This is a genomic window from Xenorhabdus entomophaga, assembly GCF_037996725.1.
Lineage (GTDB): Bacteria > Pseudomonadota > Gammaproteobacteria > Enterobacterales > Enterobacteriaceae > Xenorhabdus > Xenorhabdus khoisanae.
Window position 1 is genome coordinate 24616 of the sequence record NZ_JBBMXH010000003.1, and the last position, 19816, is coordinate 44431.

At 44.4% G+C, this 19816-nt stretch carries 20 protein-coding genes; 4 read left to right on the forward strand and 16 right to left on the reverse strand.

Translation table 11 applies throughout. From position 1 onward, the window contains the following. Nucleotides 1–338: 338 nt before the first annotated feature. A complete protein-coding gene (locus AAC854_RS00985; RefSeq protein WP_340615498.1) occupies nucleotides 339–824 on the forward strand; it encodes a methylated-DNA--[protein]-cysteine S-methyltransferase in 486 nt (161 codons plus the stop codon). Between the two features lie 187 nt (nucleotides 825–1011). Beyond that, entirely contained in the window at nucleotides 1012–1221 is a 210-nt protein-coding gene (gene cspE, locus AAC854_RS00990; protein ID WP_047962204.1) for a transcription antiterminator/RNA stability regulator CspE, read from the forward strand. Between the two features lie 80 nt (nucleotides 1222–1301). Here the strand turns inward: cspE and crcB are convergent, their stop codons facing one another. From crcB to lipB, 3 genes are all read right to left on the reverse strand, one after another. Continuing rightward, nucleotides 1302–1676: a fluoride efflux transporter CrcB gene (gene crcB / locus AAC854_RS00995; RefSeq protein ID WP_340615499.1), complete on the reverse strand. Its 375-nt coding sequence runs from the start codon at nucleotides 1674–1676 to the stop codon at nucleotides 1302–1304. Nucleotides 1677–1692: 16 nt separating this feature from the next. Then, nucleotides 1693–2658 carry a lipoyl synthase gene (lipA, locus tag AAC854_RS01000; RefSeq protein ID WP_340615500.1) on the reverse strand — a complete coding sequence of 322 codons (966 nt, stop codon included), beginning with the start codon at nucleotides 2656–2658 and terminating at the stop codon, nucleotides 1693–1695. A gap of 117 nt (nucleotides 2659–2775) precedes the next feature. Next, nucleotides 2776–3411: a lipoyl(octanoyl) transferase LipB gene (gene lipB / locus AAC854_RS01005; RefSeq protein WP_340615548.1), complete on the reverse strand. Its 636-nt coding sequence runs from the start codon at nucleotides 3409–3411 to the stop codon at nucleotides 2776–2778. A 181-nt stretch (nucleotides 3412–3592) separates the two neighbouring features. Between lipB and AAC854_RS01010 the strand changes: the two genes are divergently transcribed. Continuing rightward, nucleotides 3593–5053, forward strand: a complete 1461-nt coding sequence (locus tag AAC854_RS01010) for a TrkH family potassium uptake protein (RefSeq protein ID WP_340615501.1) — start codon at nucleotides 3593–3595, stop codon at nucleotides 5051–5053. 309 nt (nucleotides 5054–5362) lie between these two features. Continuing rightward, complete coding sequence (locus AAC854_RS01015) at nucleotides 5363–6286, forward strand: siderophore-interacting protein (RefSeq protein WP_340615502.1); 924 nt, start codon at nucleotides 5363–5365, stop codon at nucleotides 6284–6286. Between the two features lie 73 nt (nucleotides 6287–6359). Here the strand turns inward: AAC854_RS01015 and ybeD are convergent, their stop codons facing one another. The 13 genes from ybeD to gltK form a co-directional block, all read right to left on the reverse strand. Beyond that, nucleotides 6360–6623 carry a DUF493 family protein YbeD gene (ybeD, locus tag AAC854_RS01020; RefSeq protein ID WP_047962199.1) on the reverse strand — a complete coding sequence of 88 codons (264 nt, stop codon included), beginning with the start codon at nucleotides 6621–6623 and terminating at the stop codon, nucleotides 6360–6362. A gap of 108 nt (nucleotides 6624–6731) precedes the next feature. After that, a complete protein-coding gene (gene dacA / locus AAC854_RS01025) occupies nucleotides 6732–7940 on the reverse strand; it encodes a D-alanyl-D-alanine carboxypeptidase DacA (RefSeq protein ID WP_340615503.1) in 1209 nt (402 codons plus the stop codon). Between the two features lie 336 nt (nucleotides 7941–8276). Next, the gene (gene rlpA, locus AAC854_RS01030) at nucleotides 8277–9275 is read right to left on the reverse strand and encodes an endolytic peptidoglycan transglycosylase RlpA (protein WP_340615504.1); all 999 of its coding nucleotides are present in this window, start codon (nucleotides 9273–9275) and stop codon (nucleotides 8277–8279) included. Between the two features lie 12 nt (nucleotides 9276–9287). Beyond that, the gene (gene mrdB / locus AAC854_RS01035) at nucleotides 9288–10400 is read right to left on the reverse strand and encodes a peptidoglycan glycosyltransferase MrdB (protein ID WP_340615505.1); all 1113 of its coding nucleotides are present in this window, start codon (nucleotides 10398–10400) and stop codon (nucleotides 9288–9290) included. A gap of 8 nt (nucleotides 10401–10408) precedes the next feature. After that, the gene (gene mrdA / locus AAC854_RS01040) at nucleotides 10409–12334 is read right to left on the reverse strand and encodes a peptidoglycan DD-transpeptidase MrdA (protein ID WP_340615506.1); all 1926 of its coding nucleotides are present in this window, start codon (nucleotides 12332–12334) and stop codon (nucleotides 10409–10411) included. 36 nt (nucleotides 12335–12370) lie between these two features. Further along, nucleotides 12371–12841: a 23S rRNA (pseudouridine(1915)-N(3))-methyltransferase RlmH gene (gene rlmH, locus AAC854_RS01045; RefSeq protein WP_187653047.1), complete on the reverse strand. Its 471-nt coding sequence runs from the start codon at nucleotides 12839–12841 to the stop codon at nucleotides 12371–12373. Between the two features lie 2 nt (nucleotides 12842–12843). Further along, nucleotides 12844–13170, reverse strand: coding sequence for a ribosome silencing factor (rsfS, locus tag AAC854_RS01050; protein WP_099114749.1), 327 nt, complete (start codon nucleotides 13168–13170; stop codon nucleotides 12844–12846). A gap of 106 nt (nucleotides 13171–13276) precedes the next feature. Then, nucleotides 13277–13990 carry a nicotinate-nucleotide adenylyltransferase gene (nadD, locus tag AAC854_RS01055; protein ID WP_340615507.1) on the reverse strand — a complete coding sequence of 238 codons (714 nt, stop codon included), beginning with the start codon at nucleotides 13988–13990 and terminating at the stop codon, nucleotides 13277–13279. Then, complete coding sequence (gene holA, locus AAC854_RS01060; protein WP_340615508.1) at nucleotides 13983–15029, reverse strand: DNA polymerase III subunit delta; 1047 nt, start codon at nucleotides 15027–15029, stop codon at nucleotides 13983–13985. The genes nadD and holA overlap by 8 nt, the downstream gene beginning before the upstream one ends. Further along, a complete protein-coding gene (gene lptE, locus AAC854_RS01065; protein ID WP_340615549.1) occupies nucleotides 15026–15571 on the reverse strand; it encodes an LPS assembly lipoprotein LptE in 546 nt (181 codons plus the stop codon). The genes holA and lptE overlap by 4 nt, the downstream gene beginning before the upstream one ends. A gap of 48 nt (nucleotides 15572–15619) precedes the next feature. After that, nucleotides 15620–18202, reverse strand: coding sequence for a leucine--tRNA ligase (leuS, locus tag AAC854_RS01070; protein ID WP_340615509.1), 2583 nt, complete (start codon nucleotides 18200–18202; stop codon nucleotides 15620–15622). Nucleotides 18203–18414: 212 nt separating this feature from the next. Next, on the reverse strand, nucleotides 18415–19140 hold the full coding sequence (locus tag AAC854_RS01075; RefSeq protein ID WP_340615510.1) for an amino acid ABC transporter ATP-binding protein: 726 nt from the start codon (nucleotides 19138–19140) through the stop codon (nucleotides 18415–18417). Further along, nucleotides 19140–19814 (reverse strand): glutamate/aspartate ABC transporter permease GltK, encoded by a 675-nt coding sequence (gene gltK / locus AAC854_RS01080; RefSeq protein WP_340615511.1) that lies wholly within the window; start codon nucleotides 19812–19814, stop codon nucleotides 19140–19142. The genes AAC854_RS01075 and gltK overlap by 1 nt, the downstream gene beginning before the upstream one ends. Between the last annotated feature and the right edge of the window lie 2 nt (nucleotides 19815–19816).

Consider the following 19816-nt stretch of genomic DNA (forward strand, 5'->3'; position numbering starts at 1 on the left):
TTCTAGTAAAATTTCTTGGTGGTATATATTATTAACAATAATAAAAACTAACACTTGTGTATTGTATTGAGATAATTCATTTTTGAAATCACTGCTATATATAGTGTTGATTAATAATATTTTATCTATATGTGGTGTTTTTAGCTTTTTTAAATGATCGGCATTAAAAATAAGGTGTCATAACTTATTGGCAGAGCCATAATTTTAATTGTCAGAGGGCGCGATGGTTTCTTTATCAAATTGTCAGATGTGTAACCGAATTCATCATTGCAAATGGATGAACGAGGGATTTAGGCTAGTACTGAAATTTTCGATAATAAATTAAATGGAGGTAGTTTATGTACCATCATTACCTGAATACTCCAGAAGGATTTCCCAAGCCTTATGTACATATCACTGCGGATGATGAAGGAGTAACGAGCATTTATTTCGTTAATGAAAAGAAAGAATTAGAATCTAAGAATGTGATTACTAAGCAGTGTGCAAAAGAGTTACAGGAATATTTCAAAGGAAAGCGGCTGACGTTTACAGTCCCTTTAAGTATGCGGGGAACTGAATTCCAGAAACGAGTCTGGCAGCAGCTATGCAACATTCCTTATGGTGAGATGTGGAGTTATAAACAATTGGCACTAACGTTGGGTTCAGTAAATTATTGTCGTGCGGTTGGCATGGCAAATTCACGCAATCCAATTTCATTGATTGTACCTTGCCATAGAGTAATTGGTCATGATGGTAAGCTAGTTGGTTATACTGGCGGGTTGGATATCAAAGGATGGCTGCTGGAACACGAAAAAGGTAGAAAGACGAAAAGTAAACAAAGCTGAAATAAGACGCTAATTTATTTGTGAAATCACTATTGGCGTATAAAATCAGTCAATGTAACTAAACGAAAAGTACGTTTTTTTGCATTTTGTATATATTTCGTGATCTATGTTACAGACAATAGACTATATTATTTGTTGTACTGTACGTGACGCTATGTTTGTGTCTTTATTATTAAAGGTAAGTTTGATGTCAAAAATTAAAGGTAACGTTAAGTGGTTTAATGAATCCAAAGGGTTCGGTTTTATCACTCCAGAAGATGGTAGCAAAGATGTTTTTGTGCACTTTTCCGCCATTCAGTCCAACGGATTCAAAACTCTGACCGAAGGTCAACAAGTAGAGTTTGATATTACTGAGGGTGAAAAAGGTCCATCTGCTGCGAACGTTGTCGCAATCTAATTTCAACCCCGTATTCTTAAAACCCGTTCTTAGCAACGGGTTTTTTTTATCTTTTGTCAGTGCTGAATTTTAGCAGGGCATTAAAGTTTGTTCATAACTGCAAAAGCAAGCCCTGTCATCAGTAACGAGCCTATCACATTTGCCAGCACAGTCAGCAGTGCCCAGCTTATCTTTCCTGCCTGTAACAGATAAACCACTTCAGCGGAGAAGGTAGAGAAGGTCGTCAGGCCGCCACAGAAGCCCGTGGTGAGCATTAATTTCCAAACAGGATCAAGGTGCGTCGCTTTATTGAAATAAGCCAGCCCTAATCCAATGATAAATGCGCCGATGCAATTAGCCGTCAGCGTACCAACGGCAATTGGGGAGGAAGGGGTGTTTAGGCGGAGGCCGATGAGCCAGCGTAACACGCTACCTAAGCCACCACCGATAAATACAGCAAATACAATATTTATCATTGGTGATGGCAATAGATTATTTGACTTCCATACCTTTGGCCTGCAAATCGGCATGGTAAGAAGAACGAACAAATGGGCCACAAGCTGCATGGGTAAAGCCCATTTCTAATGCTGCTTCTTTCATTTCTTCAAATTCAGCCGGACTTACATAACGCTGGACTGGTAGGTGATGGCGGCTTGGCTGTAAATATTGCCCCAAAGTCAGCATGGTGACACCATGACGACGCAAATCACGCATAACTTCTAAAATTTCTTCATTGGTTTCGCCCAATCCCACCATCAGACCTGATTTAGTCGGGATATCAGGGTGAGCTTCCTTGAATTTTTCCAGTAGTTTCAATGACCATTCATAGTTAGCGCCCGGACGAACCTGACGATAAACCCGTGGTACGTTTTCCAGATTATGGTTGAATACATCGGGTGGCGTTGCGGTCAGGATTTCCAGTGCCCGATCCATGCGACCGCGGAAATCTGGTACCAAAGTTTCGATTCTAATTGAAGGATTTTTTTCACGAATAGCGGCGATACAGTCAGCAAAATGTTGTGCACCGCCATCACGCAGGTCATCACGATCAACGGAAGTGATAACAACATAACGTAATCCCATGTCTTTAATGGTTTGCGCGAGTTTAATGGGTTCATCCGCATCAGGTGTATTCGGGCGACCATGTGCTACGTCACAGAATGGGCAGCGACGGGTACAGATGGCGCCAAGGATCATAAAGGTGGCGGTTCCGTGGTTAAAACACTCAGCAAGGTTAGGGCAGGAAGCTTCTTCACAGACGGAATGCAATCCATTTTTGCGCATTGCAGCTTTGATACCCTGAATGCGGCTGGAATCCGCAGGAAGTTTGATTTTCATCCACTCAGGTTTGCGCAAGAGTGCTTCACGTTCTGTGGCAACTGTCTTCACAGGGATCAAAGCCATCTTGTCTGCGTCGCGGTATTTGACACCGCGTTCCATCTGAATTGGTTTACTCATAATCGTGCCGGTTCCAGTTATATTCTTCAGATTTTGACTTACTGCCTGATGTGTATGACAAGGCGATCGAGGCAATAAATCCATTCAAATTTTTTTGAAAAATGTTAAAAAATTATATCATCTTTCATCGATGAGTTGAAATCCCAAGATCTGACAGAATTTTTCCACCAGAACGGGTTGTACATCTTCAATGGTCACTCCTGTGACAAAGTCACAGAGTTGGATCATTTGCATGCCAGCATAACCGCACGGATTAATGCGGAAAAACGGCTGTAAGTCCATTGCAATATTCAGTGCCAGGCCGTGGAAAGAGCATCCTTTACGGATACGCAACCCAAGGGAACATATTTTGTTGCCTGAGACATAAACTCCGGGAGCATCCGGGCGGGCATATGCTTCTACACCAAAATGAGCCAGAGTTTCGATCACTGTATTTTCAATTGAAGTGACCAATTGGCGAACTCCAATTTTTGAGCGTTTCAAATCAATTAAAACATACATAACCTGTTGACCTGGGCCATGATAGGTGACTTGACCACCTCTATCCGATTGGATAACAGGGATATCTCCTGGCGCAAGTACATGCTCAGCTTTACCGGCTTGGCCTTGTGTAAATACTTTCTCATGTTGGACAAGCCAAATTTCGTCAGGTGTTTCCGCAGTACGCTGCTCAGTGAACTGGTGCATGGCATCAGAAACCGGCTCGTAAGGCTGAATACCTAACTGGCGTAAAATAACGGTGTTATGTTGCAATGGGACGTCATCATTCGTTAACAAAAAGTGCCCGCCAGTATAACGCCCTAAGATGATTCCCACCAGTTTGAGAATGCCTTAAAGCAATAATATTGTTAATTAGACGAATATATTTTTATTTTGTATTATCATGGTTATATATTTTGATGATTTTCCCTTTAATCTCTGTTTGAGCTAACAGATGGTCAAAAAAAACCAACTTTTAATTGTTGGGCATCTTTGTAGTTTTCTGGTGCTCCTTTACAGTCTCTCGATGCTGCTGCCTATTTTCGTGGCTCTGTTTTATAAGGAAAAAAGTGTTTTTGCTTTTTTTGAAACATTGGTCATTGGATTGACTGTTGGGGGAGCTGGCTGGTATTTCACTCGTAAAACCAAAGCGCAACCCAGCACACAAGATGGGTTTCTTATCATTGTGTTATTTTGGTTGCTGTTTTCGTTACTCAGCGCCCTGCCTTTTATGCTCGACAAGAGCCTGAATATTAACCTTGTGGACGCGATGTTTGAAGGTATATCAGGCATTACGACGACAGGAGCAACGGTGCTGAATGATGTGTCTGCACTGCCTAATTCGGTACTCTATTATCGCGCCCAGCTCAATTTTATCGGTGGGCTGGGAGTCATTGTCCTTGCTGTTGCCATCTTGCCATTATTAGGAATTGGTGGCGCAAAACTCTATCAATCAGAAATGCCGGGTCCTTTCAAAGAAGAACGATTAACCCCGCGTCTTGCGGACAGTGCCAAAAGCTTATGGGTTGTTTACCTGTTGCTGGGGGGATTATGTTCGGTCAGTTTCTGGGCTGCGGGTATGTCATGGTTTGATGCTATTTGTCATGGTATCTCAACCGTTTCTTTGGGGGGATTTTCAACCCGCAATGAAAGCCTTGGTTATTATGACAGTGCAGCCATTGAAATGGTGGGGGGAATTTTCTCAGTATTGTCGGCAGTCAATTTTACGCTTTATTTCGTGGCTCTGACACGCAGGAGCCTGAAGCCACTGTTAAAAAACGCTGAACTGCAATTCTTTTTGTTGGTATTGGCAGGCGTGGTTTGCATTATTTGGTTGGAGCTATACCGTTCAGGTATGTATGGTGTGAAAGATGCGTTCATTCATGGTTTTTTCATGACAAGCTCCATGATGACAGATAACGGTCTGGCAACTGCTGATTATGCCCAGTGGCCCCCGCATACCATACTGATGCTACTGGCGGTCAGTTTTTTTGGTGGCTGCGTAGGCTCAACCTGTGGTGGTATCAAAGCACTTCGCTTTATGATCTTGGCAAAGCAGAGTGTTAGCGAAATTAACCAACTCATTCATCCGAATGCAATCTCAACGATCAAAATTGGTAAATCAGTGGTTCAGGAACGGGTTCTGCGTTCTGTCTGGGGCTTCTTCTTCCTTTATGTTTTTTTCAGTTGTTTTTTTATCTGGGCATTGAACCTGCTCGGTTATGATTTGGTGACTTCATTTGCCACTGTCGCGGCTTGTATCAATAACATGGGTATAGGATATGGTGCTACAGCACAAGGTTTTGGTAATCTTGATGCGGTAGCGAAATGGATGATGTGTGCCGCCATGTTGTTGGGAAGGCTGGAAATTTACCCAATACTGATTTTGTGTTCGAAAGCGTTTTGGCGTTTTTGAATCGAGGGTAAATAGATAGCCGAATGATTTTTCCGTATTCGGCTATCTATATTGTGCCACCGGATAAGCTGTTGATGTAGCTATTTTTTACACCAGCACAGTGAATTTTCTTTTTACTGGCTTTATTGCTGTTGCGTCGTCAGGCGAAGTAGAGAGTTGGGATAAATTAGTTCATTTAGCAAAAATAGCGATTAATAATGAATATGAGAATAGTTATCATTATCTATTGATTTTGGTTTTCTTTTGAACTAGTGTTGATAACACTTTATTAATAACGAGAATAACAAACCTGTTTGTTACGATAATATTATGTCTTCAACTTACTCCATTTTTAACTTGCGCCTGAAAGAGCGGATTACCATATCACCATCCATATTACGCTGTGTTTTCGAAGGCCCGGAAGTGCATAAAATGCAGCGACACGCACCTGATCAACGCATAAAGTTGCTGTTTCCTCAGCCAAGGAACCCTTCATTAAAAGTTAAGGAGGGGAAAGATTGGTATAGTGATTACATGTCTATCCCTAAAGAAGAACGTCCCTGGATGAGAACTTACACATTAAGGGCGCTATGTACGGAAGACAATGAAATGGATATCGAGTTTGTTTTACATGGTGGAGACACGCCTGTATCCAATTGGTTACGGCAGGCTAATCCAGGAGAGCCTTTACAGATTGTTGCACCAAAAACAGATATCAATGATAGCACAATGAACGGGGCGGATGGTTGCGAGTGGAAACCGTCAGCTCAAGTCGGTCAGGTGTTGTTGGTTGCCGATGAAACGGCATTGCCAGCGGCATTGGGTATCCTCGAAGAGTTATCACTGCTCGAAACCCCACCCGGCGTACAGGCATTTTTTGAAGTTCCTGAACAGGAAGATTGCCTCAATGTAGAACAATTCAAATTTGCCGATGTATTTTGGTTACCCCGTCAAGCCAAACAAGGATATACATACGGCGAATGTTTGTTAGAGGCAGTACGCGAACACGTGACTCTTCCTGAATCCGTGTTTATTGAAGAACAATCCTTAACTGAAGTCACTTCCAATGACGGGACTTTGTGGGAAAGGGCAGAAGGTGAGAACAAAACAAGTCTGTTTTATGCTTGGGTCGCGGCAGAATCATCCGCTGTAAAAAACCTTCGTCGTTATTTACTCCAAGAGCGCCATTTAGATCGAACATTAATTAATTTTATGGCGTATTGGGCTAAGTCTCCGCGAGATAACCACGCCTGAATCAAGTAAGAACAAATTCTATTAATTGCAGAAAAAACGCTGACCAAGAAATCAGCGTTTTTTAAAGATGCGATTACAGCACAACGCGCACTAATTCCAGATTACCCAATTCTTCATACAGTATTTCAACTTGCTCAATATGCGTAGCGTTGATAGTAATGGAAACTGAGTGGTAATTGCCTTTGCTGCTTGGTTTTACGACTGGAGAGTAATCACCCGGCGCATGGCGCTGAACTACTTCAACAACTTGATCCACCAGCTCGGGTTGAGCTAAGCCCATCACTTTATAGGTAAATGAGCAGGGGAACTCAAGCAGTTCATTTAATTTTGTTTTCATGGGCGTTCCTCATGTATTTGCCACGGCAAAGGGGATGATTTGCCGTGGTGTGATAATTTTCTGACAATATGTAATTAATATAGGGTTAAATACCTAACTTTCAATAGATTAACCAAACCAGTGGTGGAACATCAGCCGGATATAGTCAATCATACGGCTGAAAAAGCCGCCTTCCTGCACTTCATGCATCACAACCAATGGACGTTGCTCAATGGTTTTACCATCAAGCTGGAAGTTAATAGTGCCAACAACTTGATTTTTGGCGAGTGGTGCATGCAGTTCGGTATTATCCAATATGTAGCTGGCTTTCAAATCCTTCAGGCGACCGCGAGGGATCGTCAGGTAAACATCTTTATCAACGCCCAGTTGTACTTTATCCGTGTCACCGAACCAAATCGGTTCTGATGCAAATTCTTTACCTACTTGCAGTGGTGAAACTGTTTCGAAGAAGCGGAAGCCCCAGGTCAGTAATTTTTTGCTGTCAGTTTCACGCCCTTTGAACGTTGGGCTACCCATCACGGCAGAAATCAGGCGCATATTTCCTTCGGTTGCAGAAGCAACGAGGTTATAACCCGCCCCGCTAGTATGGCCTGTTTTAATGCCGTCAACATTTAAACTTTTATCCCACAACAAGCCGTTACGGTTAGGCTGGCGAATATTGTTGTAAGTAAATTCTTTTTCTTTGTAGATAGCATATTCATCCGGCACATCGCGGATTAAAGCTTTCCCAATCAATGCCATATCATGAGCTGAACTATATTGACCATTAGCATCCAGACCATGAACAGTCTGGAAGTGCGTGTTTTGCAGCCCTAAACTCTGTACGTATTTATTCATCAGGCTGACAAACGCATCCTGACTGCCTGCTACATAGTCTGCCATTGCGACACAGGCATCATTGCCGGATTGCAGGTTGATACCACGGGATAGCATGGCAACAGAGACCTGATCACCGGGCTTTAAAAACATTAAAGAAGAACCTTTAAATACCGGGTTCCCTGTTGCCCAAGCATCTTTACCTACGGTAACGGTATCATTCGGGCCGATTTTTCCTGATTTGATAGCCTGACCAATGACGTAACTGGTCATCATTTTGGTCAGGCTGGCGGGATCGCGGCGAACATCAGCATTTTTTTCAGCTAATACCTTTCCTGAATTGTAATCAATCAGAATATAGGCTTCTGAATCTAGTTCGGGAACTCCGGGGATCATTGTTCTGAAATTATCATCCGTGTTGGCGAACGCAGAAACGCTGGTAGCCAGAGCGATGCCTAACGTGGCATTTTTAATAAAACGGGAAGTAACTATGTATTTCATGATTGATTAGGTAACATCCGTGAGAAAGGGATTGATAATAAGTGACATAATAACAAATGAAAAAAAAGCTGACATTAAACAAAATTGGGTGAGTTGAAGGTTTACACTTTTTTACCCGTATTTTATTCACCACAATTTTATCTGCCTGCTGATAGGAATCAGATAATCCAGTCAGCAGGCAATGATGCCATTTATTTCTGTTGATATACACCCATCGTCTTTCAAATTGCCGATTTATTGGTCAGACTCATCCTTAGCCATACTCTTAGGGAATGTTCCCTTGTTGTTTCCCTACGCCTTGAAATCCATTGGGTATAGCAAAATTGGGATAGTGGATCAGGGCGCAACAATAAAAGAAGATTGATGCATTTGATCCATTAGTTTTTTTTGTAATTCCAAGGCTTGTTGGCGGCTGTTAAGCGGCCCCAATTGAACGCGATAGACATTGCCAAATTGGGTGGTACGGCCTTGTACGTTAAAACGCTGACTCAAAGACTGTTGCCATTCTTTAGCTTTTTGCTCAGCGCTGACAGCACCTACTTGTACCATATAACTGCCTGCCGCTACTGAATCAGACAGGGTTTTAGGACTGGACGGTTCTTTTGATGAATCCGATGGTGTTGTCGCTGGTGGAGTAATAGGCTGGTTTTCTGTACCAACAGAAGGGTTTTGTTCAACAGCCGATGGTTCCACAATATTCTGTGATGTGGAGTCGTTTATTATGGGAGCTTTGATAAATGACTGAGAACCAATATTGGGTCTTTCAGGTAAGGCATAGCTCTGTTTGGCAATCGTTGCTCCCTCAGTACCTAAACCAGAGAGTGAACCATCAGGCGCAACTTGAATGCCATCCAGTCTTACTTTGCTTTGCGGCATCAAGTTTAATCGCTCTGCTGCTGCACGTGATAATTCAATGATTTTTCCCGGCTGATTGTAAGGGCCTCGATCATTAATCCTGACAATCATCATGCGGCCATTACTTAAATTGGTGATGCGCACATAGCTTGGAATAGGCAATGTCGGGTGGGCCGCCGTTAAAGAATAAGGGCTGGCTCGTTCACCAATCGCGGTCATCTTTCCATTGGATTCTTCACCAAACCAACTGGCATAACCTGTTTGGCTGAAATTAGCCGGATCTTGCACTATGCGATACGTTTGCCCACCCTTCTGATAATCCTGATTGGCGCTTGGATGATAAGGCTCATATTGAGGCTCAGCACCCAAAACATCACGGGTTGGGACAGGGGGAAGGGAAGATGCCCGGTTAGTGTCTGTTGTTGTACAGCCTGATATCAGTACCGCTAGGATGCTAAGTATAAGCCATTGTTGACGCATGAAACTTCTTCCTCATAAACTTTTGGATAATAATTTACGATGTGTGTGTATTGACATAATAATGCCGAATCCTGCCATTAAGACAATCAATGCTGATCCTCCGTAACTAATCAGAGGCAGAGGGACGCCGACCACGGGTAGGATGCCGCTTACCATGCCAATATTAACGAAGACATAAACAAATAAAATAAGTATCAACCCGCCGGCCATCACACGGCCGAAAGTATTTTGTGCTTTGGCCGCAATATACAAGCCGCGCATAATGACTATCAGGTAGAGTCCGAGCAAAACAAGAACGCCTACTAACCCCATTTCTTCCGATAAGACCGCAAAAATAAAGTCAGTGTGTCGTTCAGGAAGAAATTCAAGTTGTGACTGCGTGCCTTGCAACCAACCTTTTCCGAATAAACCGCCTGAGCCGATGGCTATCTTGGATTGGATGATGTGGTAGCCTTTACCCAGCGGATCACTTTCAGGATCCAGCAGCATCATAACGCGGTCGCGCTGATAATCGTGCATTAGGAAGAACCACAATATTGGAATAAAACAGGCAACCAGTAAAACTGCAATGCCAATTAATTTCCAGTTCATCCCTGCCAGAAACAGAATAAATATGCCAGAGGCTGCAACCAGAATGGACGTTCCCAGATCCGGTTGAGCTGCCACCAGAAGAGTGGGCAGAAAAGTCAGGAATAGTGCGATGCCCGTGTTTTTCAGGGAAGGAGGGCAAAGGTCACGGTTCATAAAACGAGCCACCATCAGAGGAACCGCGATTTTGGCAATTTCTGATGGCTGGAAGCGCACAATACCCAAGTCTAACCAGCGTTGTGCCCCTTTACTAATCTGTCCAAAAACATCAACTAAAATCAGCAGAATGACGCATACAATGTAGAGGTAAGGAGCCCAATTTTCATATAAGCGTGGAGGCACTTGAGCCAAGACGATCATCACTATGATCCCCATAATAACTTGCCCGACTTTGCGCTCCATCATATCGATGTCTTGTCCACTGGCGCTCCACATAATGAAAAGACTATAGGCCAGTATTGCCAGAATGCAGAGTAGCAGTGGAATATCTATATGTATTCGGGTCCAGAAAGGAACCTTGTTTTGAGATTCTGTCATGGCTTTACTCAATTAGCTTGTGTTCTGGTCGCTTGTGTTCTGGATGGCTGAGCTCCTGTCGTCGCTGAGGTTGCGTCAGGAGAGGCAGTTTTCTTATCCTTGAGCAGGATATGATCCAGAATTTGGCGGACGATAGCGCCGACAGGTGGCCCTGAACCGCCATTTTCCAGAATGATGGAAATGGCAACGGTTGGGTTGTCATAAGGTGCAAAGGCAATCATCAGCTTATGATCACGTAGATGTTCAGCAAGTTTGTTTGCATTATAAGTTTCATAACTGAAGACCTGAGCTGTACCTGATTTAGCTGCGGCTTTGTATGGTGTGCCCGCAAAGGCTCTGCGGGCAGTACCATTTGGAGCATTGGCAACGCCATACATGCCATCTTTGGCAATTTCCCAGTATCCAGAATGGATATCCCCAATCTGTTCGCTGGCTGGAGGTTGATAAGGTTGCATTTCGCCATTTACGCGAGTGCTTATCAAGAAATGTGGGGTCTTTACTTTTCCGTCATTGATCAATGTCATTAGGGCTTTTACCATCTGCATTGGAGTTGCAGTCCAGTATCCCTGACCGATGCCAACAGAAATGGTATCGCCTTGATACCACGGTTTTTTGTAGCGTTTGAGTTTCCATTCACGGGTAGGCATGTTGCCCGGGTTTTCTTCTTTCAAATCAATGCCCGTAAATTGACCATAGCCAAATTTTGTCATCCATTCAGATAACCTATCAATGCCCATATCGTAAGCAACTTGATAGAAAAAAGTATCCGCTGATTCAACAATCGATTTATGAACATTCAATTTGCCATGTCCCCAGCGTACCCAGTCGCGGTAACGTTTATCTGATCCCGGCAGTTGCCACCAACCCGGATCGTTTATCGTGGTGTTTTTTGTAATGACATCACTGCTAAGGGCGGCGACAGCAATAAAAGGTTTTACCGTCGATGCGGGTGGATAAGCCCCTTGCGTTGCTCGGTTAATTAACGGGCGATTGGGATTGTTAAGCAGGGTTTTATACTCTTTGCCCGATATGCCATCAACAAACATATTTGGATTGTAGCTTGGGTTGGATACCATAGCCAAAACTTCCCCGGTACGAGGATCGGTAACAACAACACCTGCACGGCTGGTTGTCAGTATCTTTTCAATGTAAGTTTGAAGCTCCAGATCGATTGACAGATAAATATCCTTGCCTGCCTGTGGAGGCTGTTCGTGCAGTTGGCGAATGACTCTGCCACGATTGTTAACTTCCACTTCTTCGTAGCCGGGTTTGCCATGCAAAATAGATTCATAATAACGCTCAATACCCAGCTTGCCGATATCATGACTGGCAGCGTAATTAGGCAAAATCCCCTCTTTATCGAGCCTTTCTACATCTTTATCGTTTATTTTAGAAACATAGCCGATTACATGGGTTAGGGCAGAGTCGTAAGGATAATAACGGCGCTGGTATCCCTTGATTTCTAACCCCGTAAAACGGTATTGGTTGACAGAAAACCGTGCCACCTGAACCTGATCCAGTGGTGTTTTCAGTGGAATTGAAGTAAAGCGACGTGCGCGTTGGCGTTCTTTTTTGAAGATTTCAATATCTTCATCAGTCAGGCCAACCACAGAACGTAATTCTTCTAATGTCTTGTCAAGATCAGTGACTTTCTGCGGCACAATCTCTAACTGGTAAATGGTTCGGTTAGTTGCTAATGGTGTGCCATTACGGTCATAAATGATCCCACGACTTGGAGCGATGGGAACAAGCTTAATGCGGTTCCCATTTGAGCGGGTTTGGTAATCTTCGTGGCGTGTGATCTGGAGATTATAAAGATTAGCAATCAAAATGCCGGTTAAAATAATAATACCTATAAACGCCACAAGTGCGCGGCGTATAAATAGGGCTGATTCAGCCGAATGATCACGAAAAGGAGTTCGTTTCTTCTTCATCCCATTGCCAGAATTCACAGTGATAGATTACCCAATTTATTCCCGATGATAAGGGTGATTAGTTGTGATGCTCCATGCTCGGTAAAGGCTCTCTGCAACCAGTACCCGCACGAGGGGGTGTGGCATGGTCAGGGGAGAAAGTGACCAACTTTGTTCCGCTGCTGCTTTACAGGCCGGAGCCAAACCTTCGGGGCCACCAATCAGTAAACTGACATTCCTGCCATCCAGCTTCCAGCGGTCAAGCTGTTGTGCCAATTGAGGAGTGTCCCAACGAGAGCCGGGGATATCCAGAGTTACAATGCGATTGCCTTTACCAACAGCAGCCAACATTTGTTCGCCTTCCTTTTCCAGAATGCGCTTGATGTCTGCGTTTTTGCCGCGTTTTCCCGCCGGAACTTCAATCAGCTCAAAAGGCATATCCTTGGGAAAACGATTCAAGTAATCCATGAAGCCGGTCTGAACCCAGTCCGGCATCTTTGTTCCTACAGCGATCAGTTGTAACTTCAAACTCAACTCCAGAGTTTTTCCAGTTCATACATGCGACGGCTGTCTTCTTGCATGACATGAACCATAATTTCGCCGAGATCCACGACTATCCAGTCGGAAATCCCTTGCCCTTCAACACCCAGAGGCATGATGCCAGCTTCGCGGCAGTCATCAACGAGATTATCTGCCACAGACATCAGATGGCGGTTTGATGTTCCGGTGCAGATAACCATGCAATCAGTAATGCTGGATTTTCCACGAACGTCTATAGAAACAATATCCTGTGCTTTGGAATCTTCAAGTTTATCAATAACAAATTGTTGTAGTTCTGTGCCTTGCAAAAGGATCACCTTTATTTTATAAAATTGGTTGAGTAACGCAGAATAATAGCATGCCAATCTCTGTAAAAGTAAGCAACTTGGCGGCAATTCGTTGTATGATTTAGCTATTGCTTATCTATTGCCTATATAGTCCCCATGAATCGATATAATTTTGTATCGATGGGGGGAGCAGATCATCACAACTTAAACCTTGTTGGTGACGTTGGCGAATGTCTGTCGCCGAAATGTTTAATAGCGGAGTAGCGGCTAAGTAAATATAACCGTGTGGTTTTTGACTCAATGGAAATGGAGTATCAACTTGGTGATTTTCCAGCCATTGCTGCATTTCAGGGCTTGATAATTGCTTCTGATAACCCGGGCGGGAACAGACCAACAGGTGGCAGATATCGAGCAATTCTTCCCATTTATACCATGTATGAATAGTTTGTAATGAGTCCTGCCCGATAATGAATGCCAACGGGCGTTCTTCCCCCGCTTCCTGACGAAAGGATTTCAATGTTTCCACTGTGTAAGATGGTGTTTGTCGCTCCAGTTCACGAGTATCCACAGTAAATAGCGGGTTATCCTGTACAGCCAGACGAACCATTTCCAGCCGTTGCTGAGCACTCGCCTCTGGTTGAGGGCGATGTGGTGGAACGTGATTAGGCAATAAAATCACCTGATTGAGTCCCACTAGTCGTGCCAGTGCTTCCACAGGACGCAAATGACCATAATGGATAGGATCAAATGTGCCGCCAAACAGTGCCTGAATAATCGGGGCACCTTTATCGATTGTTGAATCAATGGTATTTATTGGATCAGTATTTATTAGGTCAATAGAATCAAGCATTCAGCAAGCTCTCTGGTAATGGTTTTCCGCATAACAGCATGGAAAGCGTTTCCAGGTCAGCCCAAATGGATTGGCTATAATCCTGTTTGACACGCAGTTCCATCTGGGTCAATAAATGTATGGCGAATTGCAGGTCTTGTTGTGACAGGCGTTGTAATGCGGCTGTTAACAATGGCCGGCGATTTTGCCAAACTTTGTGCTGATCAAACAGTGTTTTTAAAGGAGCTGTCTTCAAAGGGGCTGTTTTACTCTGGCGTTTAAGTATTAACAGCAGCATCAGTTCCCGCTGTATCGTACGAAGCAGGATGACAGCTTCAGTATCTTCTTGCCGGAGTTGTTTCAGTACATGCCATGCCCGTTTTATTTTTCCTGCCAGTAAAGCATCAACCCAATGATAGGGAGAAAAATGAGCAGCATCGTTGACAGCTTCTTCAACGCGAAGAAGTGTCAGCCGATTATCGGGGTGGAGCAGGGAAAGGCGTTCCAATGCCTGAGCCAGTGCCAATAAGTTCCCTTCATAGCAATAGCACAAGAGCTGATTAGCTTCATCTTCCAGTGATAGCCCCATGTTTTTAGCACGCTGAGCCACCCATTGAGGCAGACGATTTTGCTCTGGAGTCAGGCAACTGACATATACGCCATTTTGCCCAATTGACTTGAACCACTGGCTATTTTCCTGCGCTTTAGTGAGCTTATGGCCACGCAGTATCAGCAGGATATCTGAATGCAGTAACTCTGATAGCTTGATGAGCCGTTCTGACATTGAGGCATTCGGGCCATTTTCCGGCAGCAACAGGATGAGTGATTGACGGCTGGTAAACAGACTCAGTGACTGACACAGACTGAAGATTTCATCCCAATCGGTATGGTTATCCAACGCGAAGGTGAAATGCTCCATAAAGCCATGTTGTTCAGCCACTCTGCGGACACTGTCCTGACTTTCCTGTAATAGCAATGGCTCATTGCCCCATAGCAGATAGCAGCTTCGCAGCTCTTCATTGAGCTGCGAAAGAAGTTTTTCAGGATAAAGTCGGATCATTGTTTCTGTGTAGTCGCAGCTTTCTGTTTTTCTTCAGCTTTCAGAAGTTCTGCGCTATGAACAGTTAACAGTTGGCGCATAAGCTGATGGGCAGCCTGTTCGCGCATTTCCTGTTGAACCAATTCATTTTCTGCATCTTTTGCCAGTGCTTCCAGTGGGTTATCGAAGAAAGAACGATCAACCCTTGCCTGCAATGGATAGGTGCTGCCATCCGGCATCAGAACTTGAGCATCAACATACAGAATTAATTGGCGTTCGGCTGCTTTACCATCCTGAAAGACTGAAACAGTCTCTTTGTTTTCATTAGAACCCAAAAGTTTCAGGATAGGCACTGAAGCATCGCCATGTTCAATAATTTTGACATCGTTCAGGCGCAGTTGCTGGCGCACCGAGCGTGCCAGAGGCCCGTAAGGGTCCCCTGAACTTAATTGCAATGTTTGAAGCTCTTTTGGTACTTGCGTTGTGCCGCGAAGGTGAAAACCGCAGCCAGCGGTGACCAGCACTGCTAGCCCGAGCAACAACGTGAAAATACGATGCCGCAGATTATTTCTTTCCACTACATTTTTTCCCACAACAGAGCTCTCCTGTTATCAACCAACGACCAGGTTCAGTAATTTACCTGGCACATAGATGACCTTGCGAATACTGACGCCTTCAAGATATTTCGTCACACTGTATTCTTGCGTCGCCATTTCCTGAACATACTCTTTTGCTGCATCTGCCGGTACAGTAATGCGGCCACGAACTTTACCATTAATCTGAATGATTACCAGTTTAGTATCGTCCACCATTGCTTGCTCATCTGCTTGCGGCCATTCAGCAACATCAATGTCATTTTCATTGCCAAGTTCTTTCCACATGATGAAACAAGCGTGTGGGGTAATAGGCGAAAGCATACGTACAACTGTGGTCAGTGCTTCTTGCATAAGAGCGCGATCCTGCTCAGTTTCCTGCGGAGCACGTGTCAGTTTGTTCATCAGCTCCATAATTGCAGCAACGGCGGTATTGAATGCCTGACGGCGGCCAATATCATCGGTGACTTTCGCAATGGTTTTATGGAGATCACGGCGCAGATCTTTTTGTTCCGCAGTCAGGCTACTGATCTCCAGCGGCTGGGTTGCCCCTTTATTGCTGTGTTCATAAACCAGACGCCAAACACGTTTCAGGAAGCGGTTAGCACCTTCTACGCCAGATTCCTGCCATTCCAGAGTCAGCTCTGGTGGTGCAGCGAACATCATGAACAGGCGAACAGTATCAGCACCGTATTTATCGACCATAGTTTGTGGATCGATACCGTTGTTCTTGGATTTCGACATTTTGCTCATACCGGTATAAACCAGTTCATGCCCGTCTTTATCCGTTGCTTTAATAATGCGCCCTTTTTCATCACGCTCAATAATAGCGTCAGCCGGAGATACCCAGACTTTTTCGCCACTGTTGCCGGTGTAATAGAAAGCATCGGCCAGAACCATGCCTTGGCACAGCAGGCGTTTAGCGGGTTCATCAGAATTAACCAGGCCAGCATCACGCAACAGCTTGTGGAAGAAGCGGAAGTACATCAGGTGCATGATGGCATGTTCAATACCACCGATGTATTGATCCACTGGCAACCAGTAGTTGGCCGCAGCCGGGTCTAACATGCCTTTATCATGATCCGGGCAGGTATAACGTGCGTAATACCATGAAGATTCCATGAAGGTATCAAAGGTATCCGTCTCAAGCAGAGCAGATTGACCGTTGATGGTCGTTTTTGCCCATTCTGGATCAGCCTTAATTGGGCTGGTGATGCCATCCATCATAACATCTTCCGGCAGGATCACTGGCAACTGATCTTCTGGGACAGGAACAACGGTTCCATCTTCCAGTGTTGCCATTGGAATTGGCGCGCCCCAATAACGCTGACGGGAAACACCCCAGTCGCGCAGGCGGTAATTGACCTTACGCTGGCCGACGCCCATTGTAACCAGTTTGTCTGCAATGGCATTGAAACCTTCTTCATTATTCAGCCCGCTGAATTCACCGGAATTGACCAGTGCATTTTTGTCTGTAGCGGCTGCGTCCTGAATATTGGGTTCGTTGCCGTCGTTGTCCAGAATAACGGCTTTCATTGGCAGGTTGTATTTAGTCGCAAACTCCCAATCACGTTGGTCATGGGCAGGAACTGCCATAACAGCACCAGTGCCGTATTCCATCAGGACAAAGTTAGCAACCCAAATAGCTATTTTTTCATTGGTCAATGGATGAATAACGAACATGCCTGTTGGCATGCCTTTTTTCTCCATGGTTGCCATATCTGCTTCGGCAACTTTGGTATTACGGCATTCGTTGATGAATTCTGCCAGTGCCGGATTATTTTCCGCCGCTTGTTTTGCCAGAGGATGGCCTGCTGCGACAGCAACATAGGTTGCACCCATGAAAGTATCTGGGCGAGTGGTATAAACGGTGAGTTTTTCTTGGCTCTCAGCAACATTAAAAGTGATTTCGACACCTTCAGAACGACCAATCCAGTTACGTTGCATAGTCTTGACCTGTTCAGGCCAATCTTCCAACTTATTCAGATCGTTCAGCAGCTCTTCCGCATAATCGGTGATCTTGATGAACCATTGTGGGATCTCTTTGCGTTCCACTTGGGTATCACAACGCCAGCAGCAACCATCAATAACTTGCTCATTAGCCAGAACGGTCAGGTCATGTGGACACCAGTTAACAGCGGAGGTTTTTTTGTATACCAAACCTTTTTCGTACAACTTAGTGAAGAACCACTGTTCCCAGCGATAGTATTCTGGTACACAGGTCGTTACTTCACGATCCCAGTCATAACCAAAACCCAGTGTTTTCAACTGGTTTTTCATGTATTCGATGTTGGAATAAGTCCACGGAGCAGGGGCGGTGTTATTTTTAACCGCAGCCCCTTCAGCCGGCAGGCCGAAAGCATCCCAACCGATTGGTTGCAACACATTTTTACCTAGCATGCGTTGATAGCGGGAAATCACATCACCAATAGTGTAGTTACGGACATGGCCCATATGTAGTCGACCAGAAGGGTAAGGTAGCATAGACAGGCAATAGTATTTTTCTTTGCTGTTGTCTTCTGTCACTTTGAACGTTTGCTTCTCTTGCCAGTGAAGCTGGACTTGTTGTTCTATGTCTTCTGGACGATATTGTTCTTGCATGGCACCGATAATCCTATGGTGAGTAATAAAGCTACGCCGTTAGCGTGCTTGTTGTTATGGAACATGGTTGTTTATGAAATCTAAGACGCCATAGCATAGCTGATAAGGGATAGGCGCAACAACTCTTGTTAAAGGCGGAAGGTGGAAAATTACTTATTTTTGATGGAATTTAAGGCCGGCGGATAGTGTTGCCATCCGCCGACAAAGAGAAATCAGGGCAAAATTTTTGCCAGAAAATCGCGGGCGCGCTCCGATTTCGGATTAGCAAAGAAATCTTCTTTCTTACTGTCTTCGACAATTTTTCCCTCATCCATGAAAATAACGCGATGCGCTACTTTTTTGGCAAATCCCATCTCATGGGTTACCACCATCATGGTCATACCTTCTTTTGCCAATTCAACCATGACATCCAGCACCTCATTTATCATTTCGGGGTCGAGTGCAGAAGTTGGCTCATCAAACAGCATCGCAATAGGGTCCATGCAGAGGGCACGGGCGATGGCAACCCGCTGTTGCTGACCACCAGAAAGTTGTGCGGGGAATTTATTAGCATGACTGGATAATCCAACTCGTTCCAGTAATTTTAATGCTTTTTCAGTCGCCGCTTTCTTATCGCGTTTTAACACCTTAACTTGGGCCAGTGTCAGGTTTTCAATGATAGAGAGATGTGGAAACAGCTCAAAATGTTGGAATACCATTCCCACTTTGGAGCGTAGCTGTGCCAGATTGGTGCTCTTATCATTGACTTTCGTTTCATTTACCAGAATTTCACCCTGCTGGACTGGTTCAAGGCCATTGACCGTTTTTATCAGCGTGGATTTACCGGAACCAGAAGGCCCACAGACCACGACTACTTCGCCTTTTTTGACTTCAGTTGAGCAGTCAGTAAGAACCTGAAATTGGCCATACCACTTGGATACATTTTTCAGGGAAATCATCAAACAGTCCTTTTCTTCAAATAGTTAACCAGCATAGAAGCGGCAAAACTAATCACAAAATAAACAAAGCCGGCAAACAGAACCATTTCAATCTGAGTGCCGTCGCGCTCACCAATATTCGCTGCTGTACGGAAAAAATCAGCCAGACTCAGTACATATACCAGAGATGTATCTTGGAATAATACAATGCCTTGCGTTAGCAATAATGGGATCATTGCCCGGAATGCTTGTGGCAGGATGATCAGACGCATGCTCTGCATATGGGTCATACCCAGTGCCAACGCAGCAGAGGATTGCCCACGGGAAATACTCTGAATGCCTGCCCGAATGATTTCGGAATAGTAAGCGGCCTCAAATAGCGAGAAAGCTACCATTGCGGAAATTAAACGGATATCGGTTTTTGGTGATATACCTAGAACATTTTGTAATAAGTTAGGCACAATCAGATAGAACCAGAGTAATACCATCACCAGCGGAACTGAGCGAAAGAGATTAACATAAAGAGTGGCAAACCAGCTCAATATCTTAATGGATGAGAGACGCATCATTGCCAGAATGGTTCCCCAGACAATTCCAATGATAATGGCTACCACGGTGATTTTGGCCGTTATCATCAATCCATTCAGGAGAAAGGGTAGGCTAGGAATAATTGAACTCCAATCAAACTGATACATTA